The following is a 26,502-nucleotide window of genomic DNA, read 5'->3' on the forward strand; positions in this document are numbered from 1 at the left end:
GGCAGGACCTTCGAACATGGTGCTTCACCCTCGGTTTGTTTGCACTTCCAAGGGTACACAATTTCGCGGGTCCTGCCGCTCTCCTGCGGTGATTCACCAAGCCCTACGCTAGGTCTTGGCCGGATTTATGATCAAGGCCCAATCAGGAAACTTGATTGCATAAAAGACGAGGGTAGTCAACCATCCGCATCAAAGGAGTGAGTTCATGCTCACCCTCGCCCTCACCTTCCCCGCCGGCCGCTACCACGGCACACCCTGGGGCCGTCACGTCAACGAGGCGGACGTCGGCTGGCCACCGGATGCGTGGCGACTGACCCGCGCGCTCATCGCTACCTGGCACCGGAAACTCAACCCGGAGCAGTTTCCGGTCGAGCGCTTGACGGACCTCCTCGCAACGCTGGCAACGGAGCCGCCGAACTACGCCCTGCCGGAGACCGTACACTTCCATACCCGGCACTACATGCCGGTGCGCGACAAACAGAGCCTGATCTTTGACGCCTTCGCCCAAGTCGGCCGGGAAGCACAGTTGATCATTCAGTGGCCGAGCGCCGACCTGACCCCGCCGCAGGCGCAGTTGCTGGACGCACTGCTGATGGCCATCGGCTACCTGGGCCGGGCCGAGTCCTGGGTGTCGGCCAGCCGAATCACGGATTGGTCGGGTACCTGCGACTGCTATCCGTCCGAGGAGGCCATCGACACCAAGACCGGTGAGGTCCGCGGCGACCTGATCCCACTCTGGCTGCCGCACCCGCCTGAGCGATACGCAGCGATTCGCGCCAGCCAGTTGGACGCCGCCCTCGCCCGCGCCAAGGCGGATGTCCATGTAAAACGCGCCCAGGCCATTGCCGAGGGCAAGAAGAAGCCGCCTGACCCGGAAAAGACCAAGGTGCCGACCGAGATCCTGGCAACCCTGCCCGAAAGCTGGCTGGACGCCATCTCATTGGACACCGGCGACCTCCAATCCGCCGGTTGGAGTTCACCCCCGGCTGCACATCAGGTCTATTACCTGCGCCCCAAAGACGCGCTCCGGTTCATGGCGGCCAGACCGGCGCCGACCAGGAGGAATCGTCCGACTCATCCCGTCACGACCGCCCGCTTTGCGCTGTATGGCAAGCCCTTACCGCGTATGACCGATGCCGTCCGAGTAGGGGAGTTGCTACGCTTCGCCCTGATGAGCCGCGCCCGCCATTTGCCCGGCGAGGTGATCCCGGCCAGCCTGTCCGGCCATGGTCTGCCCAGCGGCAACCGCCATGGTCACGCCTTCTTCTTGCCGGAAGCGAACCTGCACGGTCGCATCGACCACCTGGTGGTCCACGCCCCCGACGGGCTTGACGCTCAGGCCCAGGCCGCCATCGGCGAACTCGCGGCCATTTACACGCATGAGGGGGCCGAATGGCGGGTCTTACTGGAAGGGCTCGGTGAACCAGTGGACTTCGCACCGCACTCACCCTTACTGCGCACGTCCGCCTGCTGGGAATCGGTGACACCCTACCTGCATCCCTGGCACCGTAAGCGCGGCTTCGAGGTGCCGGAACAGATCGCACGAGAATGCCGCGCGCGCGGCCTTCCGGAGCCGAGCCTGGTGGAGCCGCGACCAGACGCCAAGCCGCGAGCGCTGGATTTCCACCGCTTCCGCGGCAAACGCGGCCTGGAGCAGCCCGATCGGCACGGAAGCATGATTCGACTGGAGTTCTCAGAGCCGATCACCGGACCCTTGGCACTGGGGTTTGGGTGCCACTTCGGCTTGGGGCTTTTCAAAGCGGTCGGCGCACGCGGCGCAGATCGATGAAAGCGTCCCCGTGGAAGCGACTTTAGCCGCGACGAGGCCCTGGCCGCTTGCGCGGTCGCGTCGCGGCTAAAGCCGCTCCCACCGGGTCCCGACCCGGCCGGCATTCACTCGACCGCGGGCACCGGCCCCGGCACCTCAAAGACTTCCCATAACGGGATCTCGATGGGCGGTAGCGTGCCTGAACTTAGGGTCAGGGTCTCATTGGCGGCGAAGACGGCACCCTTGTCATAGCCATCGGTGCCCAGGAGAAAGCGGATGGCGTACTGCTCCAATGGATCGACCACCAGATATTCGCGCACCCCGGCACGTTCGTAGAGCGCCTTCTTATCGCGCAAGTCCCTGACCGAGGTCCCGGGAGAGAGGACCTCGACGATCAGGTCCGGGGCGCCTTCGATGTGGCTCGGGGTGATCTTGGCGGGGTCGCAGACCGCCAGAATGTCCGGCTGGACCACGTCGGATTCCGAGAGTTTCACATCCGTGGGGGCGACGAAGGGGCGACAGGGTTGGCCCCGGAGTTGCTGTTCGAGCCGGCTGAACAATCGGCCGACCACGTCCTGGTGCTTGATCGAAGGCGCCGGGGCCATGGCGTAGGCCACCCCCTCAATGAGTTCCCAACGGGTGTCGTCCGGCCAGGATTGGTAGTCGCTCCAGCTGAAACGGTCGGTGGGCTGCGCCAATGCGGGTAGGGACATCAAGGACCTCCAAGTTGTTGGTCCGGCCGGGCCGGTTGCCGCGAGTCGGGGGCGGCACTCCCAGTCCGCGCGGGGCCTTGATCATAACGCAGGCCGCCGCGCCTCGCAGCGACCCGTCGCGGCCTGGGGGCCGCTCCTACGGGACCAGTCATGTCAGCCGCACGGCGGACAGCGCCGGCAACAGATTCACCCCGACCGCGGCTATCGGCCGCGGCCACCCCCACCCATGTCAGACGGAGACCGCCATGGCCAATGAAGAGCACGCCGTACAACTCGATCTGGAACTCCCCTTCCCGGAGATGGTGCGGGATGTCCCGCTGCTGCCCGCGCGCATGATCAACGAATACGCCTATTGCCCCCGGCTCGCCTACCTGGAATGGGTGCAGGGCGAATGGGAGGACTCCAGCGATACGGTGGAGGGCCGCCACGTCCACCGGCGGGTGGATAAACCCGGCGGCAAACTCCCACCCGCCGCCGCGCTCGCCAAGAAAACGAAGGACGCCGCAAACGATGCCGCCCAGACCGCCGATGAACCCAAGGCGCGGAGCACCCCCAAGGCCGCCGAGGACGAGGGCGAGGTGATGGAGAAGATCCACGCCCGCTCCATCACACTCTCATCCAACCGACTCGGGCTCATCGCCCGACTCGACCTGATCGAGGGCGAGGGACTCGCGGTCACCCCGGTCGATTACAAGCGCGGCAAGCGCCCTCACATCGAGCACGGCGCCTATGACCCGGAGCGCGTGCAACTGTGCGTACAGGGCATGATCCTGGCCGAACATGGCTATCGGTGTGAGGCCGGTGTGCTCTATTTTGCCGGCAGCCGCGAGCGGGTACTCGTGGAGTTCACCGACGACCTGCGCCGACTCACCAAGAACACCATCGACGCCCTGCGCTTTGTCGCCAGCGGCGGAACCATCCCCGCCCCCCTGGAGGACAGCCCCAAGTGTCCGCGCTGTTCGCTGGTCGGCATCTGCCTGCCCGATGAGATCGGCTTCTTCCGCGGCGCCGACATCGCCCCCCGCCCGCTGGTGGTCGGGCTGGAAAGCGCCATGCCGGTCTATGTCCAGGCCTTCCACGCCAAGGTGGCCAAGGCCGGCGAATGCCTGGAGATCTCTATCGACGACGTCAAGACCCAGACCGTGCGACTCATCGACTGCTCTCAACTCGCACTGTTCGGCAACATCTATGTCACCACCCCCGCGCTCAACGAACTCATGACGCGCGGTATTCCGATTACTTGGCACAGCCACGGCGGCTGGTTCATGGGTCACACGATCGGCAGCGGTCACAAGAATGTGGAACTGCGGCGCGCCCAATTCCGCGCCGCCGACGACCGGGGCTTCTGCCTGCGCCTGGCCAAGGGCCTGATCGACGCCAAGATCCGCAACGCCCGGAGCCTGATGCGGCGCAACTGGAAAAGCGGCGAGGCGCCCGCCGACCTGCTGGAGGCCATGAGCGGCGACACCCGGCGCCTCACCCGCGTGGCCGACCTGGAGGCCCTGCTTGGTGTCGAGGGCAGCGCCGCCGCCCGCTATTTCGGGAACTTCAGCCACCTCATCAACCACACCGGCCCGGACGGCAACTTCGTATTCGATTTCCAGACCCGCAACCGCCGCCCACCCACCGATCCGGTCAATGCCATGCTCTCCTATGCCTACGCGCTGTTGGTACGTGTCTGGCTGGTCACCCTTTCGGCGGTCGGATTGGACCCCTATCTGGGCTTCTATCACCAACCGCGCTACGGTCGCCCCGCACTCGCCCTGGACCTGATGGAGCCTTTCCGACCGCTCATTGCCGACTCCACCGTCATCCAGGCCATCAACAATGGCGAAGTCCGACCCACCGACTTCGTCCAGGCCGCCGGCAGCGTCAACCTGACGCCGGATGGGCGCAAGCGCTTTATCGGCACTTTCGAGCGGCGCATGTCATTGGAGGTGACCCACCCACTGTTTGGCTACCGCGTCAGCTATCGGCGGCTACTCGAACTCCAGGCCCGGCTGCTCGCCCGGCACCTGTTGGGCGAATTGCCCGAATACCCCAACTTCACGCCCCGCTGACCAGGCGTTGCCCCCTCCCCCCTCGTGGGGGAGGGTTGGGGTGGGGGAAAGCGGCAAGACCACCCCGGAAGCCAACCAACATCCACCGGACCCTTCCATCATGGACCAGCGCCTCTATATCGTCGCCTACGACATCTCCGACCAGCGCCGCTGGCGCCGTATCTTCAAGCTCATGAAGGGCTATGGAGAATGGGTGCAACTCTCAGTCTTCCAGTGCCGCTTGAGCCCCAAGCAACACGCCGAGCTGATCGCGCTGTTGGACGGCATCATCGATCACGACGAAGACCACATCGTCTTGCTCGACCTGGGGGTCGCCGATAATGTGATCCCGCGCGTCGTCAGCCTGGGCAAGGCCGAATTTGTGACCATCGAACACGAACCAGTGATCGTCTGACCCCGCCGCGGCCCGCGAGCGCTCCAGTGCTGCGCCAACCCCCGGCAGCGCTCGCAAAAATCGACACTTGAAAAATCAGCCAACTGGGTTAGAATCATGCCGCCGTGCATGACCATCAGGACCGAGCACCGGCCCCTCGCGGACCAGCGCTCGCAAAGTGCCCCGCAAGCCGCGCCACCAGCGGGCTCGGGGCCGGGCGGTTTCCCCGGCGAATTCGCCGGGGCCTCATTGAAGGTGCTCAATTTCCACAGTCTCAATCTAATCAACGGAGTTTCCCCGGCGAATTCGCCGGGGCCTCATTGAAGGAGCGTAGAGGCGCAAGCGGTCGATGAGATTGAGCCCCGTTTCCCCGGCGAATTCGCCGGGGCCTCATTGAAGCCAGTGAAAAAGTCAGGGTATCAACAATGGCAGCACCCGCGTTTCCCCGGCGAATTCGCCGGGGCCTCATTGAAGCGTCGAACTGGGCTTTGCGGGCTTGGTCGCGCGGTTGTTTCCCCGGCGAATTCGCCGGGGCCTCATTGAAGCTAAAACCAGACTGATTATTATGGTTACCCATGAACAAGGTTTCCCCGGCGAATTCGCCGGGGCCTCATTGAAGCATTCCGGTCTATCTGGTCTGGGGGCTGCCCCATGGCGTTTCCCCGGCGAATTCGCCGGGGCCTCATTGAAGCCCCTTGAACGCGGTCGCTTTGAGCGCGTCAATCAGCTGTTTCCCCGGCGAATTCGCCGGGGCCTCATTGAAGCTGGTAGATTTCGAGCAAGCCGCCCAGCCACGGGGGGAGTTTCCCCGGCGAATTCGCCGGGGCCTCATTGAAGCAGGCATGGTCCAGGTCCTCTTGGGTGAGCGCCCGCGGCGTTTCCCCGGCGAATTCGCCGGAGCCTCATTGAACAGCCCCGCCCACGCCCGCGGCTGGCCTTGATCATAATATCGGCCGCCGCAGATGGAAGCGAGGTCGCTGGTCCGCGCAGCGGACCCTACGGGCGCGCTCAAGCCCTAGCAGGCTGTCGGACTTGCAACGTAACAACTTGATTATAAAAGATAAAAAGTTTACGCCTAAAAAGCGAAAACTCTTTAACTTCAATCGGTTACCTCATCAAGCCCGACAGGCTGCTAGGGTCCGCTGTGCCGACGATCGCCTGGCCGGAATTATGATCAAGCCCCCTGCGGTTTCCCCGGCGAATTCGCCGGGGCATGACGATAAAGTTCACCCCCTAGGTGATTGGTACAACGCCGATAATGCACTGACAAGCCTTGGCGAGCTTGGCGCGTTGGCGCGATAACTGCTCTTTCCGGGTTGAGCGCCTTGGAAGTTTCGGAGAACCACAGGTATGAAGCGATGAGGCGAGATCAGGTTCTCTGATTTATGTGCGGTGCTATAAGGGCCGATGGTGTTCCCACCAATGCCGGGCGATGTCGATGCGGCGTGTCACCCACACCGCGTCATGCCCCAGCACATAATCGATGAAACGCGCCAGTGCCGCGATGCGCCCCGGCCGGCCGCTGAGACGGCAATGCAAACCGATCGATAACAGCTTCGGCGCCACCGCCCCTTCGGCATAGAGTACGTCGAAACTGTCGCGCAGGTAGTTGAAGAACTGATCGCCACAATTAAAGCCCGGCGACACCACGAAGCGCATGTCGTTGCTGTCCAGGGTATAGGGTATGACCAGATGCGGCCCGTGCGGCCCGTCAACCCAATAGGGTAGATCGTCGGCATAGGAATCGGAATCGTAGAGAAAGCCGCCTTCTTCCATCACCAGCCTGCGCGTATTTTCCGAACAGCGACCCAAATACCAACCCAGCGGACGCGCGCCCGTCACTGCGGTGTGAATGCGGATCGCCGCAGCGAGGTGGCGGCGTTCCTCCGGCACGCTGACATCCCGGTATTGAATCCATTTGAGCCCGTGGCTGGCGATCTCCCAGCCGGCCTCTTGCATGGCGGCGACCGCCTCCGGATTACGGGCCAGCGCGGTGGCGATGCCATAAACCGTGAGCGGCACCCCCCGCCCGGTGAACAATCGCCAAAGCCGCCAGAAACCGGCCCGCGGGCCGTATTCATAGACAGATTCCATGTTCATGTTGCGCATACCCGGCCAGGGTTGTGCAGCGACCATCTCAGACAGGTAGGACTCGGAGGCGGGGTCGCCGTGCAGCACACAACTTTCGCCGCCTTCCTCGTAGTTGAGCACGAATTGCACGGCGATCCGTGCGGCACTGGGCCAGCGCGGGTCCGGCGTCTGCCGGCCATAACCGACAAGATCTCTCGGATAAATCAGGTCGACCATTTAATACTTAGCATTTGCGTTAACATCGGGGAGGCATTAAGATGCCCCCATCGCGACCCGCTCGCCCCCGTGAAGAGCGCAGTCGGAGAGCGCAGGGGGCAACCAGACCCCCGCAGCCAAACCCGTTATGCCGGGCGAGGAGGACATCATTAGACCCGCCGGCCCATCGGGCACGGTAGGCGCGGCGTCGGGGCGGGTCGCAAACCCGCCCCGACCCATCCCCGAATCAATCCAGTTGAGACAGGTCCCGCACCGCGCCAAAGGCTGCGCTGGTGGTGAGCGCGGCATAGGCGCGCAGGGCCGCCGACACCGGGCGCTCGCGACCGATCGGGCGCCACGCATGCACCGCGCAACGGCGCGCCTCGATCGCCGCCGGGCTTACCTTCAGCTCGATGCGCCGGTTGGGGATATCGATGTCGATCACGTCGCCCTCCTCCACCAGTGCGATCAGGCCGCCCTCGGCCGCCTCCGGTGAGACATGACCGATGGACAGCCCCGAGGTGCCGCCCGAGAAGCGCCCGTCGGTCACCAGTGCGCAGACCTTACCCAACCCCTTGGATTTGATGTAGCTGGTGGGATAGAGCATCTCCTGCATCCCGGGGCCGCCCTTGGGTCCCTCGTAGCGGATCAGCACCACATCGCCCGCCTTCACGCGGTCGCCCAGGATGCCCGCCACCGCCGCCTCTTGGCTCTCGAAGATACGCGCCGGGCCGGTGAAGGTGAGATTGGACGCATCCACCCCGGCGGTCTTGACGATACAGCCCTGCTCGGCCAGGTTGCCGAAGAGCACCGCAAGCCCGCCGTCGCGCGAATAGGCATGGTCGAGGTCGCGGATGCAGCCGGTCTCGCGATCGAGATCGAGATCCGGCCAGCGGTTCGCCTGGCTGAAGGCGACCTGGGTGGGGACGCCCCCGGGGGCGGCGAGGAACCGGGCGCGGGCGGCGGCGGTGACGCTGTCGCGGGCGATGTCCCAGCCGTCCAGGGCCTCGCCCAGGGTGGCCGAATGGACCGTGGGCACGGCGCGATGGATCAGACCCGCCCGGTCCAGTTCGCCCAGGATGCCCAGGATGCCGCCGGCCCGGTGGACGTCCTCCATGTGATATTTCTGGGTGGAGGGCGCGACCTTGCACAGGTTGGGCACCCGGCGGCTCAGTGCGTCGATGTCGGCCATGGTGAAGTCGAGCTCGGCCTCGTGGGCGGCCGCCAGCAGGTGCAACACGGTGTTGGTGGAGCCGCCCATGGCGATGTCGAGCGCCATGGCGTTCTCGAAGGCGGCCCGGCTGGCAATGGTGCGTGGCAGGGCGCTGGCGTCGTCGTGTTGGTACCAGCGGCGGCACAGGTCCACCGCGACCCGCCCGGCCTGGAGGAACAACGCCTCCCGATCGGCATGGGTGGCGAGCAGGGTGCCGTTGCCGGGCAGGCTCAACCCCAGCGCCTCGGTGAGACAGTTCATGGAGTTGGCGGTGAACATGCCGGAGCAGGAGCCGCAGGTGGGGCAGGCGGAACGCTCGATGGCGGCCACGTCCGCATCGCTCTCGCGGGGGTCGGCCGCCGTGACCATGGCGTCCACCAGGTCGAGCTTGAGGTCGCCGCGGCCTGCAAGGTGGACCTTGCCGGCCTCCATGGGCCCACCGGAGACGAACACCGCGGGGATATTGAGCCGCAGCGCGGCCATCAACATGCCGGGGGTGATCTTGTCGCAATTGGAGATGCACACCAGTGCATCGGCACAATGGGCATTGGCCATGTATTCCACCGAGTCGGCGATGATGTCGCGCGACGGCAGTGAATAGAGCATACCGCCGTGACCCATGGCGATGCCGTCATCGATGGCGATGGTGTTGAATTCCTTGGCCACGCCACCGGCACGCTCGATCTCGCGCGCCACCAATTGCCCCAGGTCCTTGAGATGGACATGGCCTGGAACGAATTGGGTAAATGAGTTGACGACCGCGATAATGGGTTTATCGAAGTCGCCGTCGGTCATCCCAGTGGCGCGCCAGAGGGCGCGGGCGCCGGCCATGTTGCGGCCGTGGGTGGTGGTACGGGAACGGTAGTCTGGCATGGTGGGGTCTCTGTGGTCGGTGCATGCGGTTCGGCAATCGGCACGCGAACCACGCAAGCAATACAAATGAAATCCGTGCGCCCGCTCCGGGTGGGGCATGCGCCCCGCCCGGAACCTTGTCGGCGACCTGCGCAGGCCAGTCGGCCGGCGTCCTAAACGTTCGGGCCGGGGTCACAGACCCCGGCCCGCGCTGAGGCTACGCAGCCAGCCTCAGGCCTCCAGCCAGATGGTTACGGGGCCGTCGTTGACCAGGCTGACCTGCATGTCGGCGCCGAAGCGGCCGGTGGCGAGATCCGCATGGGCGGCGCGGGCCGTTGCGACCAGATAGCTGAACAGGCGCTCACCCAGCGCGGGCGGCGCGGCGGCGGTGAAGCCGGCGCGGGTGCCCTTGCGCGTGTCGGCCGCCAGCGTGAACTGGGGGACCAGCAGCAGACCGCCGCCGCGGCTGCGCAGGCTCACATTCATGCGCCCGTCGGCGTCGGGGAAGACCCGATAGCCCAGCAGTCGCTCCAGCAGGCGCTCGGCGCGCGCCTCGGTATCGTCCGGCTGCACCGCCACCAGGACCAGCAGCCCGGTGTCGATCGACCCGATGAGGTCGCCGTCCACCCGCACCTGGGCCTGCGTGACGCGCTGCAGCAGGCCGATCATCCCAGCAGCCGGGCGAAGTGGTCGGTGGCCGCCACCAGCGCGGCACGGATGCCGGGCTCGAAGGCCGAATGACCGGCATCCGGGATCACCTTCAGATCCGCCGCAGGCCAGGCGCGCTGGAGTTCCCAGGCCGAGCGCAGCGGACAGATCAGGTCATAGCGCCCCTGCACGATGATCCCGGGGATACCGGCGAGGCGCGACGCATCCTCCAGCAGTTGATTGGGCCGCAGGAAGGCGTCGTTGACGAAATAATGGCACTCGATCCGCGCCAGGCTCATGGCCACGTGGGCGTCGGCAAAGTGGGCACGCACGTCGGGGTTAGGGAACAGGGTCGCGGTGCGTCCCTCCCAGATCGACCAGGCCTTGGCGGCGGCCAGTCGCCCGACCTCGTTGCTGCCGGTGAGGCGCTGATGGTAGGCGGCGAGCAGGTCGTGCTGTTCATCCGCCGGGATGGGGGCCAGAAAGTCGGTCCAGTAATCTGGAAAGACCCAGTTGGCACCCTCCTGATAGAACCAGTGGATCTCCTGCGGCCGGCACAGAAAGATGCCGCGCACCACCAGGGCCAGCACCCGCTCCGGATGGGTCTGGGCATAGGCGAGCGCCAGCGTCGAACCCCAGGAACCGCCAAACACCAGCCAGCGCTCGATCCCCAACCGCTCGCGGATGCGCTCCAGGTCCGCCACCAGGTCCCAGGTGGTGTTCGCCGTGAGGTCGGCATGGGGCGTGGAGCGGCCGCAGCCCCGCTGATCGAACAGGACGATGCGGTAACGCGCGGGGTCGAAGAAGCGGCGATGCGCGGCCTCGCACCCGGCGCCCGGTCCGCCGTGCAGGAACACCGCGGGGATGCCGTCCGCCTGCCCACACTGCTCGACATAGAGCCGATGTCCCTCGCCGACCGGCAGGTCATGGGCGGCATAGGGGGTGAGCGGGGGATAGAGGTCATGCTGGGTAGTGTTCATGGACCCCAGGATAAGGGGCGGACGGGCCGGCTGCAATCGGCTCGGCGGGACAGTGTGAGAATATCCCTACAGCACCGAGCGAGATTGCCGACACAGCAACGGCCCGGTCGGCCCGGACAGCGGTGTCGACCCGATGGATACTGACCCTGTCGCCTCCTGGAACCCCACGGACGGACGAACCGCTCAAGCGCGGTTGCACACGCTGGACACCAGACCAAGCCTGGCGACACCCCCGCCGCGGGATGCGACGGGGGTTTTGTCACTCCGCCGACCTCATCATCGCGCCGCCCGCCCGCCGCGCCCGCCAGGCCCGCCACGCGGCGTTGAGCAGCGCCGACACCACATAGACGGCCCCGGCAAGCAGGATCATGGTCGGCCCGGCCGGCAGGTCCGGCCCATACGACAGGGCCAACCCGGAGGCGGTGAGCGCGGCCCCAAGCAGGGTCGCAATCACCATCATCCCCCCCAACGAATGCACCCAGTGACCGGCCACGGCGGCCGGCAGGGTCAGTAGCGCAATCACCAGGATCAGCCCCACCACCTGAATCAACAGCACCACCGTGACCGCCACCAGGCACAGCAGCAGCAAATAGAAAAAGGCCACCGGCACCCCGCGCAGCCGGGCAAACTCCTCATCGAAGCTCACCGCCAAGAATTGCCGGTAACAAAGCGCAACGGTCAGGACCAGCACCAGGTCGAGCCCCGCCATCAGCCACAGGTCGCGGGGCGGGACCAGCAGGATATTGCCGAACAGATAGCTCATCAGGTCCGCGCTATAGCCCGGGGTCTTGGCGATGAAGAGGATACCGATGGCCATGCCGATGGCCCAGATGGCGCCCACCAGGGTGTCCTCCTGGGCGCTCCAGGCGAGGCGCACCACTCCGATGATGAGCGCGGCCACCACCGCCGCCACCAGTGCCCCGAGCACCGGATCGAAGCCATAATAGAGCGCCGCCCCCATGCCCGCTAGGACCGAATGGGCGATCCCGCCGGCCAGGAAGGCGATCCGCTTGACCACCACATAGCTGCCGATCACCCCGCAGCCGACACTGGCCAGGAGCCCCGCCAACAACGCCGTGCGCAGAAAGGCATGATCGGCGAGTGCGCTTAAGAATTCATTCATCGTTCATTTGCGTTCATTTGCGGACGAATTGTGTTTGCGGCTAATGCACATGCGCCACGGCCCGCACGTCGCCGGGATAGAGCCGGTGAATCAGGTCGGCATCGATCGCGGCGGTGTCGTGGGCGATGAGGGTGCGATTGAGACAGGCCACCCGATCCACATAGCCGGAGATGAATGCAATGTCGTGCGACACCACCAGGATGGTCCGACGCGCCTTGAGTCGCGCCAGCAGGTCGAAGATATCGCCTTCCATCCGCTGATCGATATTGGCCGTCGGCTCGTCCAAGATCAGGATCTCCGGGTCGCTCACCAGGGCGCGCGCCAGCAGGACGCGCTGCAACTGACCGCCGGAGAGTGTACCGATGCGCCGGGGGACCAGGTCCAGGCCCTCGACCTCCTCCAGGCTGCGCCGCGCCGCCGCCCGATCCGCCGCGTTGTACCAACCGAGCCCGGGTCCCAGCCGGCCCATCAGCACCACCTGCTCGACCGAGATGGGAAAATCGCGGGCAAAGGTCGGATACTGGGGCACATAGCCCAAGCGACGGCGCGCCTCGCGCGGCGCCAGCCCAAGCACCCGGATGCGCCCGACCTGGGGCACCAGCAACCCGAGGATCAGCTTGAGCAGGGTGCTCTTGCCGCCGGCATTGGGACCGACCAGCCCGACGAACTCGCGCGGGGCAATGGCCAGATTGATGTCGGAGAGCACCGGCGCGTCGCCGAATGAAAAACTCACCCCCACCAGTTCGATGACGGACTGGCTCACGGCGCCTCACCCCCAGCGATCAGGTCGGTAACCCGCCGCAGGGTCCCGAAATAGTCGGCCGACAAGGGGTCCACCGATTCTACCCGGCCACCGATGGCCGCCGCCACCTGCTGCGCCGCCCGCGGGCTGAACTGCGGCTGGACCAGCACCGCCCGCACCCCGGCCGCGCGTGCCGCGTCGATCAGGCCCGCCAGTGCGCGCGGGCCGGGCTCCTTACCCTCGAACTCGATCGCCACCTGGGTGAGCCCATAGGTCTGCGCGTAATAACCCCAGGCCGGGTGGAAGACGAGGAACCGACGTACCTGCAAGGGCTTGAGCTTTAGCCGAATCTCGGCATCGAGCGCGTCCAGCTCGGCGGCCAGGCGCGCATAGTTGGCAGCGAACAAGGCCGCCTGCCCCGGCCGCCGCTGGCTCAGTGCATCGCGGATCGCGGCCGCCATCGACTTCACCAGCGGCGGACTGGTCCAGACATGGGTGTCTTCGGCGCCGTGGTCGTGACCCTCATGCGCCGCCTCGGTACCGTCGACCGGTACCACCGGGTCACTGGGGCGCAGCGGCAAACCGTCGCGGACATCCAGCACCCGCAGCCCCAGGTTGGTGGCACGGATGCGCGGCAACCAGGCGTCCTCCATGGGTACGCCGACGCGGACATAGAGTTCGGCACCGGACAAGTCCGCCACCTGCCGCGGGGTCGGCTCGTAGGTGTGCGGATTCTGGCCCGGCTGAACCATCGAGCGCACCCGCACCTGATCGCCGCCGATGCGCTCAACAACGGTCTGCAACGGCACCACGCTGACGAAGACCGACAGCGGCGCGGCGCTTGGCGGGGCGTCCTGGGCGCGCACCGGTGTACCCAGCCCGAGCAGGACCAGCGCCGGCGCGAGGCCGGCCGGACACCAGGCCAGAAAACGGAGGAAGTCGCGGCGGAAATCAACAGACACAGCAAGCACCCGACAGGACTGATAGAGGGGGAATGATACCTCAATCCGCGTTCGCGGGAGACACCGGCCGCGCAGGACATTGCATTGTGATCGCTGCCGGACCATAATGCCCGGTTTCCCGCGACTCCCCCTGCCGGCCCCCTCCTCGGACGCACTCCTGTTGGATGATGCACTCCCTGGACGCATACCAGGCAGTACACCCACCCCCGTGAGGCACCCCTCCCCAATGGATAACCACAATACTGCCGATGCAGCCGGCAACGAGGCGCAACGCGTCGACGCCGAGCTGACCACCACCGAGACCACCGGCATCGAGGCGCCGCCGGCCGCCGAGCAAACGGCGCCGCCCGCTGAAGCCGAACCGACCGTCGCCGCGGCCGCACCAGTCACGGCCGCCACCCCGGGCGACCAGGCCGAGGTCGAGACCGTTAAGGAGTCAGTCGCCCAGCCGGCCGCCGCACCGACCGAGGCGATCCCGGAGGATTCGTTCGCCATCCTGAATCTCGCACCGGGCGTCGCCCGCGCGGTCGCCGAGCTGGGCTATGAGACCGCCACCGCGGTCCAACTGCGCTGCATCCCCCCGTTGCTGGCCGGCCGCGACGTCATGGGCCAGGCCCAGACCGGCACCGGCAAGACCGCCGCCTTCGCCTTGCCGCTGCTCTCGCGCCTGGAGGCCGATGCCCCCTCCCCGCAGGTGCTGGTGCTGACCCCCACCCGCGAGCTGGCCCTGCAGGTGGCCGAGGCCTTCCAGCGCTACGCCCACTTCCTCCCCAATTTCCATGTCGCGCCCATCTACGGCGGGCAGAGCTACGGCCTGCAGGTCCGTCAGATCCAACGCACACCCCAGGTCATCGTCGGCACCCCGGGCCGGGTCATGGACCACCTGCGCCGCGGCACCCTGTCGCTGGCCGGGCTAAAGGCACTGGTCCTAGACGAGGCCGACGAGATGCTCAACATGGGCTTCGCCGAGGACATCGACTGGATCTTCCAGCAGAGCCCGCCGACGCGTCAGGTGGCACTGTTCTCCGCCACCATGCCCCCGGGCATCATGAAGGTCGCCCGTGAGCACCTGAATAACCCGGTCGAGATCCGTGTCGAGTCGGCCACCGCCACCGTCGACACCATCGAGCAGCAGCATGTCGTGGTCACCCGCTTCCACAAGGCGGACGTGTTGACCCGCATCCTGGAGCTCGAGACCTTCGATGGCATGCTGATCTTTGTCCGCACCAAGGGCGGCACCACTGAGCTGGTGGACAAGCTGCGCTCCCAGGGCTTCGCCGCCGAGGCGCTCAACGGCGACATGAACCAGGAGATGCGCGAGCGCACGGTCGACCGCTTGAAGGGCGGCCAGCTCGACATCCTGGTGGCCACCGACGTGGCCGCCCGCGGGCTGGACGTGGATCGCATCAGCCATGTGGTCAACTTCGACATCCCCACCGACCCCTCGGCCTATGTGCATCGTATCGGGCGCACCGGACGGGCCGGCCGGCAGGGCAAGGCGATCCTGATGGTGGAGCCGCGCGAGCGCGGCCTGCTGCGCTCCATCGAGCGCACCATCCGCCGCCAGATCCCCGAGATGTCCGCCCCCTCCGCCGAACAGCTCAGTGCCTCGCGCATCGACCGCTTCACCACGCAACTGCGTGAGACCCTGGCCGAGCAGGACATGGACTTCTTCTACCGGCTGATCGCCCGCGTCGCCAAGGAGCAGGAGCTGGAGCTCCAGGACATCGCCGCCGCGGCCGCCTACCTGGCCCAGCGCGAGCGTCCGTTAGACGTGAAGGAGACGCCCCGCGAGCCACGCCGCGATTCACGCGACGGCGGCTATGAGCGCCCGCGCCGCCCGCCCTACGGTGGTCGCGACGAGCGCCCGGCCGGGCGCGGCGACGACCGCGGCCCACGCCCCCCGCGCGGCGACCGCGACGCGCAGCCGCGCTTCGACAACCGCGCGGAGCGCCCGGCACCCAACTACAACCGCGAACGCCAGCCCCAGCGCGACGACCGTCCGTTCGGCGGCGAGCGCGATCGCCAACCGACCCAGGTGCCCTACCAGGGGGTGCGTGCCCGTCCTGAGGAACCCCGCTACCCGCAGCGCGACGTCCAGGGCGAGCGCCCGCGTTTCGATCGCGAGCGCGGCCCGGCACGCGACGACCGCCCATTCCGCGCCGACACCCGGCCGCCGCTGCGCGGCGACCAGCAGCCGAGCTTCCGCGACCCGGGGCAAGCACCCTTCCGCGACCGTGATGGCAATCGCGACGGCAACCGTGACGACGGCCGGGACGACAACCGCGGCAACCGTGACCCAAGGTTCGCGGCGGAGCGCCCGCGCGAGGGCTATCAGGACCGCCCCCGGCCGGAGTTCCGCCCCGACGCACGCCCGGATTCGCGGCCGCCGCGTGAGCGTGAGGAGCGCGGCAACCGCGATCGTGGGGTCGACTTGGTGCAGCATCGCATCGAGGTCGGACACCGTGACGGCGTCACCCCGCGCGAGATCGTCGGCGCCATCGCCAACGAGTCCGGGCTGGAAGGCCGCTATATCGGCCACATCGACATCCAGGACGATCACGCCATCGTCGGCCTGCCCGCCGGCATGCCGCGGGAGATCTTCCAGCACTTAAGGCGGGTCTTCGTCTGCGGCAAGGAGCTACAGATCTCCGTGATGGAGGGCGCGCCCCGCCCCGAGCGTCCGCGTCGCGAGGAGCGTGACGGCAGCCCGCGCCCGCCGCGCGACGACTCACGCGGGGCGGCGCCGCGCTCCTTCCGGGCGGACGACCGTGGCCCCCGCGGACCCCGCGCGGACCAGGGCGGCTTCCGCAAAAAGCCGCGTGATTGATGGCTGAGGAGGGCCCGATGACGAAGCAGATTGCGCTTACCCTGATCGCGCTCGCCGGCCTGACGCTGGGCGCCTGCGGACCCAGCGAGGCACCGCCCAAGCCGCCGGAGGCGGCGCTGGGCGAGACGCCCAAGCCGGTGACATCGACCGCCCCCGGCGCGCTGTCCAAGCCGCCCGCGCAGATCCCCGGCGCGACCTCCAGAGCGCTGCCGCCACCCCCCGGACTGTCGCCGGCCCTGCTGGAGCGGGCCAGGCAGGCCCGGGAGGCGGCCAAGGAGGCGGGCCAAGCCGCCAAGGAGGCGGGGCGGGCGGCCGAGGCGCAACTGCGCACGGCCACCCAGGGCCTGGTGGAGAAGGGCCGTGGGCTCACCGCGACCACCGGCACGCAGGCCGCCCTGTTGATCCCTCAGATCAAGGGCGCCATCGCCGCCAACCAGCCGGGACTGGCCAAGACCCTGATGGCCCGACTGGAGTCGATCCAGGGCAGCCTGCCGCCGGGGCTCAAGCTCGAGGTCGCCAGAATCCGGGCCCTGCTGGCAGGCATGCAGCAGACCCCGATCCCCGCGTCGGCCCCAGCCCCCACCCCCAGATCGGCCTCGGCCGTCCACCACGCACCGGCCCCCCCGCCGGCCGGACGGCCAGCGGCGCAGTAAACCACCAGGGGCGCTGCACCCCAGTGCGGGCAAATCCGAAATCTGTAGGGTCCGCTGCAAGGATAAGCTCGGATGACATCCGGAACATAGTCTTCGTCCGGCACAATTTCCCTGATAAGACTGTTCAGGGCACCGCGACCAAAGGCCGCCTCGTATTCCTGGGCAAGGCGCAGAAAGCCGCTGGTGCCTGATGCCTAGCAGGCTGTCGGACTTGCAACGTAACAACTTGATTATAAAAGATAAAAAGTTTACGCCTAAAAAGCGAAAACTCTTTAACTTCAATCGGTTACCTCATCAAGCCCGACAGGCTGCTAGGTGATTGCATGACTCAGCCGCTTTTCGTCGCCTGGAGGATAGAGCCTGGTACATACGCTCGCCGGGTTATGACTGCCACGGGCCAACGGATCGGGACGCGCGACTGGCAGCAGACCTTCCCCGGGCCGGGTTACCAAGCGGAGCTTGGTAACCAGGGAGCGAGGCATAGGACACGCTACGGACACAGGCGCACCTTGAATGCACCGTCCAACTCCAACCGGCCATCGCAGCGGTTGCCCTGGTCATCCGTGAAACCCTTGATGGGGCGCGTGCGGCGGTCCCGAATCAGGGCGGCGATCTGTGGGTCGGTGAGTACCTTGCCGGCGAATTCGCGCAGGATCGCAAAGTCGCAGCCCTCGCGATAGCGGTTGCAGCCGAAACCGCGATGGCCCTGGATGATCTGCCCCTGGCCGCACTTGGGGCAGTTGAAACCAACCGGGCCACGGTCGCCCACCGGGGCGGGCGTCGATTGAACCGCGGGCGGGGCGGACGCGGTATCCGCGTGGATCGCGGCCGGCGCCGCGCCAAAGTCGAACTCCACGCGCCCATCTGCATTGAGACGCAGCGCGGCCGTGAATGGCTTGCCGGCCTTGGACTGGAAGCCTTCAAGGGGACCGATCCGCCCCGCACTCAAGAGTTCACGCACCTGGGCCTTGGTCAGCTTCACCCCCGCCATGGTCTTCCACACCGTGAAGGCACAGCCCTCGCGGTAACGACTGCAACCGAAGGCGCGGGCGGTTTCCATCAGCTCGCCCTGGCGGCATAGCGGACAGGTGCCGAGCCCGGCCGGCCGGGGCGCCGCGCCCGGTTTGCCGCCGCGGGTCGCGCCACCCGGCCGGGCCGCCCGTGCCTGGTCGACCTGCTCAGGGGAGAAGGCCGGCCCCTGCCAGACCCGCGGGATCAACTCGCGCACGAGGTCCAGGATGCCCTGATTGAACTCCGCCACCGGCCGGGTGCCCTCCTCCACCTCGCGCAACTGTTGCTCCCAGGCGGCGGTGAGCTCCGGGCTCTTGAGCGGCAGCGCCACCCGCTCGATCAGCACCCGCCCCTTCTCGGTGGCGCGCAACTGTTTGCGTTGGCGCTCCACATAGCCGGTGCGGATCAGCTTCTCGATGGTTTCGGCCCGGGTCGCGGGGGTGCCGAGCCCGCTCGCCTTCATCGCCCGCGCCAGGTCCCGGTCCTCGATGGTGCGACCGGCGTTTTTCATCGCCGCCAACAGGGTCGCATCGGTGAGGGGGCGCGGCGGGCTGGTTTCGCGCTCGCGCACCTCCAGACGATCGACATGTACGGGCTGCTCGAGTGCGAGCGGCGGCAGGACCTGCTCTTCGCTCGGCTCGACCGAAGGCTCGGCGCCCTCCCCGCCCACGGCCGGCGCAGCGGACCCGGCGCCGGACGCCTGGGCGCGCCCGGCCGCCGTGCCCCCATCGGCCAGGGTCCAGCCCGGCTCCATCACCCGCGCGCCCCGTGCCACGAAGTCGGCCCCGCCGATCGCCAGCACCACGCGTGTCTCCTCCACCACCTGATCGGGCAGAAAGACGCAGACAAAGCGGGTTTGGACCAGGTCATAGACGCGCCGCAGCGGCCCGCTCAGGCCAGCGGGGGCCGACTTGCCGGTGGGCAGGATGGCGTGGTGGTCGGTGAGCTTGGTCTGGTCCACATAGGCGCGGCCCAGGCGGTGACCGGCCGCCAGCCGGGCCAGCGCGGCCGGGGCCTGTGGGTGGTCCAGGCCCTTGAGGATATCGGGGAGCCGATCGACCAGGTCCTCGCCGATATGCCGACTCTCGGTGCGCGGATAACTGATCAGCTTGTGGGTCTCATAGAGCGACTGGGCCAGCTCCAGGACCTGGGCCGCGGTCAGGCCGAAGCGGCGGTTGGCATCGCGCTGCAGGGTGGTCAGGTCATAGAGCGGCGGCGGCCGGTTGCGCTGAATCTGCTGTTGCAGCTCGCGCACGGTGCCGGTGCGTTGCGGCTCGATCGCCGCGCCGATCTCGGCGTGCAGGCGCTCGGCGTCCTCCTTCTTGTCGATCCGGGTCTCGCCCTCCTTGCTATAGCGCGCCACAAAGCCCTCGGCCAGGTGCGCGAGCAGTTCATAGAAGAGGGTCTTGGTGAATCCGGCAATCTCCGCATCGCGGGCGCAGATCATCGCGAGCGTCGGGGTCTGCACCCGGCCGATGGTGCAGAGGACCCGGTTGTGGACCGTATAGGCGCGGGTCAGATTCATGCCGATCAGCCAATCGGCCTGGGCGCGGGCACGCGCCGCGCGGGCCAGGTCGTCATAGGCACTGCCGGGCTTGAGCGCGCGAAAGGCCGCGCGCAGGGCGTCATCGGTGAGACTCGACACCCACAGCCGATCGAACGGCTTGCGGCAGTGCGCATGCTCATAGATCAGCCGGAAGATGTGCTCACCCTCGCGCCCGGCGTCCGTGGCACAGACCAGGCGCTCGGTGCCCGGGTCGTTGATCAGCGCCTTGACGATCTTGAACTGATCGGCCGTCTTGGCATCCAGCTTGAGCTTCCAGCGCTCCGGAAACATCGGCAGTTGCGCCGCCGACCAGCGCCCCTTCCAGGGTGGACCATAGTCGTCCGGCTCGGCCAGGTGGACCAGATGCCCGAAGGCCCAGGTGACACAGTAGCCGTTACCCTCAAGACAACCCTGGCCCTTGCGGTTGGCCCCCAGGACGCGGGCGATATCGCGGGCAACACTCGGCTTCTCGGCGATGACGACGATGGTCATGCGTCAACCAAAAACCGGAATTTGCTCACGCCAAGGCGCCAAGAAAACCCATGGAGCACCTGCACGCGTAGACACCGCCCGGACAAACCGTGAGACGCTAATAACAGACTGAATTAACTTGGCGTCTTGGCGTCTTGGCGTGACAACGGCCCGCCCCTCAGTGCTTGCCATCCGCCCCGCCATCGTCGCGATGGGCGGCAAAGGCGAGACGATCCAGCACCCCCATCAGCACCGCCGAGACGACGAAGGTCAGGTGGATGATCACAAACCACATGAGCTTGTCGTTGGGGGTGTTTTCGATATTGACGAACTTCTGCAACAGGTGGATCGAGGAGATCGCCACGATGGACGCGGCCACCTTGAGCTTGAGCGTCCCGGCGTCGAGCTTGCCCAACCACCCCAGCTTGTCGTCGTCCTCCGCCAGGTCGATCTGCGAGACGAAATTCTCGTAGCCCGAGAACATCACCATCACGACCAGGCTCGCCACCAGTGAAATATCGATCAGGGCGAGCACCCCCAGGATCATGTCCGACTCGGACACGCTCCAGACATGGGCCAGGTGCCAGACCTCCTCGAAGAACTTGATCCCCAGCAGCAGCAGGGTCAGCGAGAGCCCAAGATAGACCGGGGCCAGCAGCCAGCGGCTCGAATACAACAGCCGTTCGATAAAACGTTCCAAGACCGGTCACTCCGCGAAATTTTCCAGGGGGCGCTAGTGTCCCCGCCCCCGGCCGGGGCGTCAACGCGTGGTGCAGGATTCCGGCCCCGGCGGGCGGTCGGCTCGCCCCAGGCGCCCGGCGAACCACAGGCGCGATAGCCCGAGTAGTGGCCCACACCATCGCGGAACCGCCTGCGGCCTTGACCGGTCCCTCGCGGTTGACAACTGACCCGCGGTCACTTATCGTGGAGGCTAAGTGACCCGCAGTCAGTTATGGGTCGAACCGCCGGAGTACCCCACCATGGCCATGCGCCAGCGCGCCATCCAGGCCGAAGACAAGCAGGAACGCCGCGACGCCATCCTCGACGCGGCCGAGCACCTGTTGCGGGACGCACCCGAGCGGGTGGCGAGCGTCGCCGAGGTCGCCCGCCAGGCGGGCCTGGCCAAGGGGACCGTGTATCTGTATTTCCCGAGCAAGGAGGAACTCCTGCTCGCGGTGCATGAACGACGGGTCGACGGCTTCTTCCGCGAGCTGTGCGTCCTGGTGGAGCGGGAACCGACCCCCGCCTTCGACACCCTGTTCGCCTTGACGCGCACCCATTTGGTCGAGCCGCCGCTGTTCCTGCCGCTGGCGGCACGCTGCTTCGGACTGATGACGCACAGCATCCCGCCCGCCGCCGCGCTGGCCTTCAAGCAACGGATGGCCGAGCGCCTGGAACGCGCGGGCGCCGGGATCGAGCGCCATTTCCCCGTACCGACGCTGGCCGCGGGTGATGGCGTGGCGCTGTTGCGCCGCTGCCACGCAATGATCCTCGGACTCTGGCAGATGTCCATCGCCGTCGGCTGCGGTGCCGGCGACGCGTCGACCGACACCGCGGTCCCGCCGGCGTTCGCCTGGAGCTACCCCGTTGAGTTGGAAGGGGCTTTGCGGGCACTCTGGCAGGGGACCATCGCGGCGCCACCCACCACGGAGGACACGCAATGAACACCAAGCGACACGCACTCATCATCCTGGCGGCCGTCGCACTGACCGTCGGCGGCTGCGGTAAGCCCGCGCCGATCGCGGATGCGATCCGCCCCGTCCTGCTCACCGAGGTGGTGCTCGGCAGCGGCGCCGAGACCGCGCTGTTCGCGGGCGAGGTCAAGCCGCGCTATGAATCGGACCTGGCGTTTCGGATCGGCGGCAAGATCGTCGCGCGGGCCGTCGATGCCGGGGCCCGGGTGCGCAAGGGCGCGGTGCTGGCGCGGCTCGATGCGGCGGATGTCGCCTTGCAGACCGAGGCCGCACAGGCGCAGGTCGCGGCGGCGCAGGTCGATGCCGACTTCGCCAAGGCCGAGTTCGACCGTTACGAGAACCTGCTCAAGCAGAAATTCATCAGCGCCTCGGCACTCGACGCCAAGCGCAATGCCATGAAGGCGAGCCACGCCCGGCTCGATCAGGCACAGGCCAACCTGGCAGTGACCCGGAACCAGGCCGCCTATGCGACGCTGATCGCGCCGGCGGACGGGGTGATTACGAGCGTCACCGCGGAGACCGGGCAGGTCGTCGCGGCGGGCCAGGTGGTGATGCGCCACGCGCGCGATAGCGAACGCGAGGTCGTCATCGCCGTCCCGGAGGGGCGGATCGACGAACTCAAGGCGGCGGACAGCATCACGGTGGTCCTGGCGGCCGATCCCGCGACCAGCTACCGCGGACGGGTTCGCGAGGTCTCGCCGGCGGTCGACCCGATTACCCGGACCTTCACGGTGCGTGTCGCCGTGCTGGATCCCGCCCCCGCCATGCAGTGGGGCATGACCGCCAATGTACTGCTCGCCGACGACGGGGCCGCCACGGCGAGCCTGCTGCCGTCCACCGCGCTCTACCAGGCGCTCGACGGGCGGCCGGCACTGTGGGTCTATGACCCGATCATTGGCAAGGTGTCGCTGCGTCCGGTCGTGATCGGGCAGTATCGGGAGGACGGCGTGGTGATCGCCGCTGGCCTTGCGGCCGGCGAATGGGTGGTCGCCACCGGCGCGAACAAGCTCCACGAAGGCCAGCGCGTCCGACCCTACGAGGAGGCGGGGCGCCCCACCCCGCCGCCGCCGATGGCGACCACCGCGCGCGCGAATTAATACCTCCCCGTGCCATTGTGGCTATGGAAAGATTTTTTTGTCCGCAAATGAACGCGAATAAACGCAAATGATACAATTGGTAACCGAAGTGCAGCGTCACACCGGCGGCAGGCCAATCCACTACCGGACATCGGCTCGCGCTGCTCCAAGTCATCTCCCTCTGACGGGACAGGAGAGTGGTAGCTACAGAGGTGAAGCGATCAAGAACCGCAATGCGATTTCTATTCGCGTTCATTCGCGTTCATTTCCGTATCCTCTGCTCTTTTCAGCATGACGCCGCTCATACCCCCCGCGGCGCCCAGTACAGCCTTCAACCTGTCCGCCTGGGCGCTGCGCCATCGCCCGCTCGTCCTGTATCTGATCTGTGTCCTGGCGGTGGCAGGCGCCTTCGCCTACGGCCAGCTTGGTCAATCAGAGGACCCGCCGTTCACCTTCAAGGTCATCGTGGTCAAGACCGCCTGGCCGGGCGCCTCGGCGCGCGAGGTCGAGCAGCAGGTGACCGACCGGATCGAGCGCAAGCTGCAAGAGCTGCCGCTCATGTTCGTGCGCAGCTATTCGCGGCCGGGCGAATCTATGATCTTCGTGTCCTTGCAGGACTCGCTGCCGCCCAGCGCCATCCCGGAGCTCCAGTATCAGGTGAGAAAGAAGGTCGGCGACGTCCGCCACTCACTACCGGCCGGCATCCAGGGACCCTTCTTCAACGACGAGTTCGGCGACACCTATACCAACCTCTATGCGATTACCGGCGAGGGCTATACCTATCGCGACCTGAAAGACTTCGGCGACCGCGTGCGCGCCGAGCTGCTGCGCGTGCCGGCAGTGGCCAAGGTCGATTTCATCGGTGAACAGGAAGAGAAGATCTTCATCGAGCTCGCGAATGCGCGGCTGGCCCTGCTGGGGATCTCGCCCACGCAGATCGCGCAGACCCTCGCGGCGCAGAACGCGGTGGCCGCCGCCGGTGCCTTCGAGACCCCGACCGAGCGCATCTATCTGCGCCCGAGCGGGGCCTTCGACTCGCTGGATGCGGTCCGCGACATCGCCCTGCGGGTCAACGACCGCCTGTTCCGGCTGGGCGATATCGCCGAGGTCTCGCGCGGCTATGTGGACCCGCCCGAACAGAAGATGCGCTGGCGCGGCCGCGAGGCGCTGGGGATCGGGGTCACCATGGTGGCCGGCGGCGATGTCATCGCGCTGGGGCACGCGCTCGACGCACGGCTGGCGACGCTGGCGTCCGAACTGCCGATCGGGATGGAGATCGGGCACGTCACCAGCATGCCGCGGGCGGTGGAGCGGTCGGTGAGCGAATTTGTGCGCTCGCTGGCCGAGGCGGTGGCGATCGTGCTGGCGGTGTCATTGATCAGCCTCGGCCTGCGCACCGGGTTGGTGGTCGCGGTGGCCATCCCGCTGGTCCTGGCCACGACCTTCCTCTGCATGTGGCTGTTCGGTATCGGCCTGCACAAGATCTCGCTCGGGGCACTGATCCTCTCGCTCGGTCTCCTGGTGGACGACGCCATCATCGCGGTCGAGATGATGGCCATCAAGCTGGAGCAGGGATTCGACCGCCTGAGCGCCGCCAGCTTCGCCTATTCCAGCACGGCCTTCCCGATGCTCTCCGGCACCCTAATCACCGTGGCCGGCTTCCTGCCGATCGCGATGGCCAAGAGCACCACCGGCGAATATACCCGCTCGCTGTTTCAAGTCTCGGCCATCGCGCTCATCGCCTCCTGGTTCGCGGCGGTCATCGTGATCCCCTATCTGGGCTATCTGTTGCTGCCGCAGCGCGATCAGGCGCGCCGCGCGACGCTCGCGGCGCGCTGGATGGCGCGCTGGCGCGGGCTCCCGGACCCGGTGCCGGCACCCCAGGCGGCCGTACACGAAGACCCCGATCAGGTCTATGACACGCGCTTCTATCGCCGCTTCCGCGCCCTGATGGGCTGGAGCCTGAGCCATCGCTGGATCGTGATCGGGGCCACACTCGCGGTCTTCGTCGGCGCCTTGGCCGCCTTCCGCCTGGTCCCGCAGCAGTTCTTCCCGTCCTCGTCACGACCGGAGCTGATCGTGGACCTGCGCCTGCCGGAGGGTAGTTCATTCACCGCCACGGCTGCGCAGGCGCAGCGGATGGAGTCGATCCTGGACGGCGAGCCGGGGATCGAAAGCGCGGTCGCCTATGTCGGCGTGGGCAGCCCGCGCTTTTATCTGCCGCTCGATCAACAGCTGCCGAGCGCCAATTTCGCCCAGTTCGTCGTGACCGCAAAGAGTGTGGAAGAACGCCAACGGTTGCGGGCCCGGCTGGTACACCGCTTCGACACGGACTTCCCAGGTCTGCGCGGACGGGTGACTGAACTGGAGAATGGGCCGCCGGTCGGGTTCCCGGTGCAGTTCCGGGTCTCCGGTGAGGACCTGGGGCGGGTGCGCGCGATCGCGCAACAGGTGATGGCCGTGGTACGCACCGACCCGCAAGTCACCAACGCCCAATTCGACTCGGACGAACCGACCAAGGTGGTGCGGCTCAAGGTCGACCAGAACCAGGCGCGGGTGCTGGGTTTCTCGTCCGAGGACTTGGCCGCCTTCCTCAACAGCACCATGACCGGGCGCACGGTCACCTATGTGCGCGAGGGCGACCGGCAGATCGAGGTGGTGCTGCGGGGCGCCCCCGCCGAGCGCGCACAACTCAAATCGCTCAAGGACTTGGCACTGTCATCGAGCAACGGCCGGGCGGTGTCGATCACCCAGCTCGCCGAGATCCGCTATGCGCAGGAGGACGGCATCGTCTGGCGGCGCGACCGCCTGCCGACCGTCACCGTGCGCTCCGACGTGCTGGGCCAGGCGCAGGGACCGGACGTGGCCAAGCGGATCGACCGCCAGTTGTTACGGCTACGCGGCTCCTTGCCGCTCGGTTATCGCATCGAGATCGGCGGCGCGGTCGAGGAGTCGGCGCGCGGCCAGCGCTCGATCGCGGCCGGGGTGCCGCTGATGCTGGCGGTGGTCTTGACGCTCCTGATGATCCAATTGCAGAGCTTCTCGCGCACCCTGATGGTCCTCTTGACCGCCCCCTTGGGGCTCATCGGTGTCACCGCCGGACTGCTTGCGTTCGGGTTGCCATTCGGCTTCGTCGCGATGCTGGGGACCATTGCACTGTCCGGCATCATCATGCGCAACGCCATCATCCTGGTCGACCAGATCGAGCAGGACCGCACCGCCGGCGAGCCCCCGTGGGACGCCATCATCGGTGCAACCACGCGGCGCTTCCGCCCGATCGTCCTCACCGCCGCCGCCGCGGTGCTCGGTATGATCCCGCTGACCCACAGCGCCTTCTTCGGCCCCATGGCAGTGGCCATGATGGGCGGCATCCTGGCCGCCACCGCGCTCACACTCACCTTACTACCCGCCCTCTATGCCGCCTGGTTCAGAGTGCCGCACGGGGCGCGGAGCGTCACATCCCAATAGCTCCCACGTCATTCCGGTGAGATTGTCGGCATC

Annotated in this window: 18 protein-coding genes and 1 CRISPR repeat array; of the genes, 8 read left to right on the forward strand and 10 right to left on the reverse strand. The window is 67.0% G+C overall.

The annotated features are described in order from the left end of the window. Window positions 1-205 precede the first annotated feature (205 nt). Window positions 206-1,789 (forward strand): type I-U CRISPR-associated protein Csb2, encoded by a 1,584-nt coding sequence (csb2, locus tag QZX93_RS01770; protein ID WP_295388838.1) that lies wholly within the window; start codon window positions 206-208, stop codon window positions 1,787-1,789. 104 nt (window positions 1,790-1,893) lie between these two features. Here csb2 and QZX93_RS01775 read toward each other — a convergent pair whose 3' ends face one another. Then, the gene (locus QZX93_RS01775) at window positions 1,894-2,481 is read right to left on the reverse strand and encodes a Uma2 family endonuclease (RefSeq protein WP_295388839.1); all 588 of its coding nucleotides are present in this window, start codon (window positions 2,479-2,481) and stop codon (window positions 1,894-1,896) included. A 245-nt stretch (window positions 2,482-2,726) separates the two neighbouring features. On the opposite strand from QZX93_RS01775, the gene cas1 reads away from it, so the two are divergent. Continuing rightward, on the forward strand, window positions 2,727-4,541 hold the full coding sequence (gene cas1 / locus QZX93_RS01780; RefSeq protein ID WP_295388840.1) for a CRISPR-associated endonuclease Cas1: 1,815 nt from the start codon (window positions 2,727-2,729) through the stop codon (window positions 4,539-4,541). A 100-nt stretch (window positions 4,542-4,641) separates the two neighbouring features. Continuing rightward, window positions 4,642-4,935: a CRISPR-associated endonuclease Cas2 gene (gene cas2 / locus QZX93_RS01785; RefSeq protein ID WP_295388841.1), complete on the forward strand. Its 294-nt coding sequence runs from the start codon at window positions 4,642-4,644 to the stop codon at window positions 4,933-4,935. A 199-nt stretch (window positions 4,936-5,134) separates the two neighbouring features. Then, window positions 5,135-5,825: direct repeats of the CRISPR family, unit length 35 nt; unit sequence GTTTCCCCGGCGAATTCGCCGGGGCCTCATTGAAG. Window positions 5,826-6,309: 484 nt separating this feature from the next. Here cas2 and puuE read toward each other — a convergent pair. The 7 genes from puuE to QZX93_RS01820 form a co-directional block, all read right to left on the reverse strand. Beyond that, window positions 6,310-7,221 (reverse strand): allantoinase PuuE, encoded by a 912-nt coding sequence (gene puuE / locus QZX93_RS01790; protein ID WP_295388842.1) that lies wholly within the window; start codon window positions 7,219-7,221, stop codon window positions 6,310-6,312. A gap of 226 nt (window positions 7,222-7,447) precedes the next feature. After that, window positions 7,448-9,286 carry a dihydroxy-acid dehydratase gene (gene ilvD, locus QZX93_RS01795; protein WP_295388843.1) on the reverse strand — a complete coding sequence of 613 codons (1,839 nt, stop codon included), beginning with the start codon at window positions 9,284-9,286 and terminating at the stop codon, window positions 7,448-7,450. A gap of 210 nt (window positions 9,287-9,496) precedes the next feature. After that, entirely contained in the window at window positions 9,497-9,934 is a 438-nt protein-coding gene (dtd, locus tag QZX93_RS01800; protein WP_295388844.1) for a D-aminoacyl-tRNA deacylase, read from the reverse strand. Next, on the reverse strand, window positions 9,931-10,893 hold the full coding sequence (gene pip, locus QZX93_RS01805; RefSeq protein ID WP_295388845.1) for a prolyl aminopeptidase: 963 nt from the start codon (window positions 10,891-10,893) through the stop codon (window positions 9,931-9,933). Before pip ends, dtd begins: the two co-directional genes overlap by 4 nt. A 259-nt stretch (window positions 10,894-11,152) precedes the next feature. Then, window positions 11,153-12,016 (reverse strand): metal ABC transporter permease, encoded by an 864-nt coding sequence (locus QZX93_RS01810; RefSeq protein WP_295388846.1) that lies wholly within the window; start codon window positions 12,014-12,016, stop codon window positions 11,153-11,155. A 40-nt stretch (window positions 12,017-12,056) separates the two neighbouring features. After that, window positions 12,057-12,779 (reverse strand): ABC transporter ATP-binding protein, encoded by a 723-nt coding sequence (locus QZX93_RS01815; RefSeq protein WP_295388847.1) that lies wholly within the window; start codon window positions 12,777-12,779, stop codon window positions 12,057-12,059. Next, on the reverse strand, window positions 12,776-13,720 hold the full coding sequence (locus QZX93_RS01820; RefSeq protein ID WP_295388848.1) for a zinc ABC transporter substrate-binding protein: 945 nt from the start codon (window positions 13,718-13,720) through the stop codon (window positions 12,776-12,778). The genes QZX93_RS01815 and QZX93_RS01820 overlap by 4 nt, the downstream gene beginning before the upstream one ends. Before the next feature lie 226 nt (window positions 13,721-13,946). On the opposite strand from QZX93_RS01820, the gene QZX93_RS27240 reads away from it, so the two are divergent. After that, on the forward strand, window positions 13,947-16,550 hold the full coding sequence (locus tag QZX93_RS27240) for a DEAD/DEAH box helicase (RefSeq protein WP_366759490.1): 2,604 nt from the start codon (window positions 13,947-13,949) through the stop codon (window positions 16,548-16,550). 17 nt (window positions 16,551-16,567) lie between these two features. After that, entirely contained in the window at window positions 16,568-17,203 is a 636-nt protein-coding gene (locus QZX93_RS01835) for a hypothetical protein (RefSeq protein WP_295388849.1), read from the forward strand. Between the two features lie 490 nt (window positions 17,204-17,693). Here QZX93_RS01835 and QZX93_RS01840 read toward each other — a convergent pair whose 3' ends face one another. Next, on the reverse strand, window positions 17,694-20,252 hold the full coding sequence (locus tag QZX93_RS01840) for a type IA DNA topoisomerase (protein ID WP_295388850.1): 2,559 nt from the start codon (window positions 20,250-20,252) through the stop codon (window positions 17,694-17,696). 157 nt (window positions 20,253-20,409) lie between these two features. Continuing rightward, window positions 20,410-20,931, reverse strand: coding sequence for a TIGR00645 family protein (locus QZX93_RS01845; protein WP_295388851.1), 522 nt, complete (start codon window positions 20,929-20,931; stop codon window positions 20,410-20,412). Window positions 20,932-21,211: 280 nt separating this feature from the next. On the opposite strand from QZX93_RS01845, the gene QZX93_RS01850 reads away from it, so the two are divergent. From QZX93_RS01850 to QZX93_RS01860, 3 genes are all read left to right on the forward strand, one after another. After that, the gene (locus QZX93_RS01850; RefSeq protein WP_295388852.1) at window positions 21,212-21,895 is read left to right on the forward strand and encodes a TetR/AcrR family transcriptional regulator; all 684 of its coding nucleotides are present in this window, start codon (window positions 21,212-21,214) and stop codon (window positions 21,893-21,895) included. After that, window positions 21,892-23,022 (forward strand): efflux RND transporter periplasmic adaptor subunit, encoded by a 1,131-nt coding sequence (locus tag QZX93_RS01855; protein WP_295388853.1) that lies wholly within the window; start codon window positions 21,892-21,894, stop codon window positions 23,020-23,022. Before QZX93_RS01850 ends, QZX93_RS01855 begins: the two co-directional genes overlap by 4 nt. Window positions 23,023-23,292: 270 nt before the next feature. Further along, window positions 23,293-26,469 carry an efflux RND transporter permease subunit gene (locus QZX93_RS01860; protein ID WP_295388854.1) on the forward strand — a complete coding sequence of 1,059 codons (3,177 nt, stop codon included), beginning with the start codon at window positions 23,293-23,295 and terminating at the stop codon, window positions 26,467-26,469. Window positions 26,470-26,502: the final 33 nt, after the last annotated feature.

Source organism: uncultured Thiodictyon sp., from assembly GCF_903946935.1.
Taxonomy (GTDB): domain Bacteria; phylum Pseudomonadota; class Gammaproteobacteria; order Chromatiales; family Chromatiaceae; genus Thiodictyon.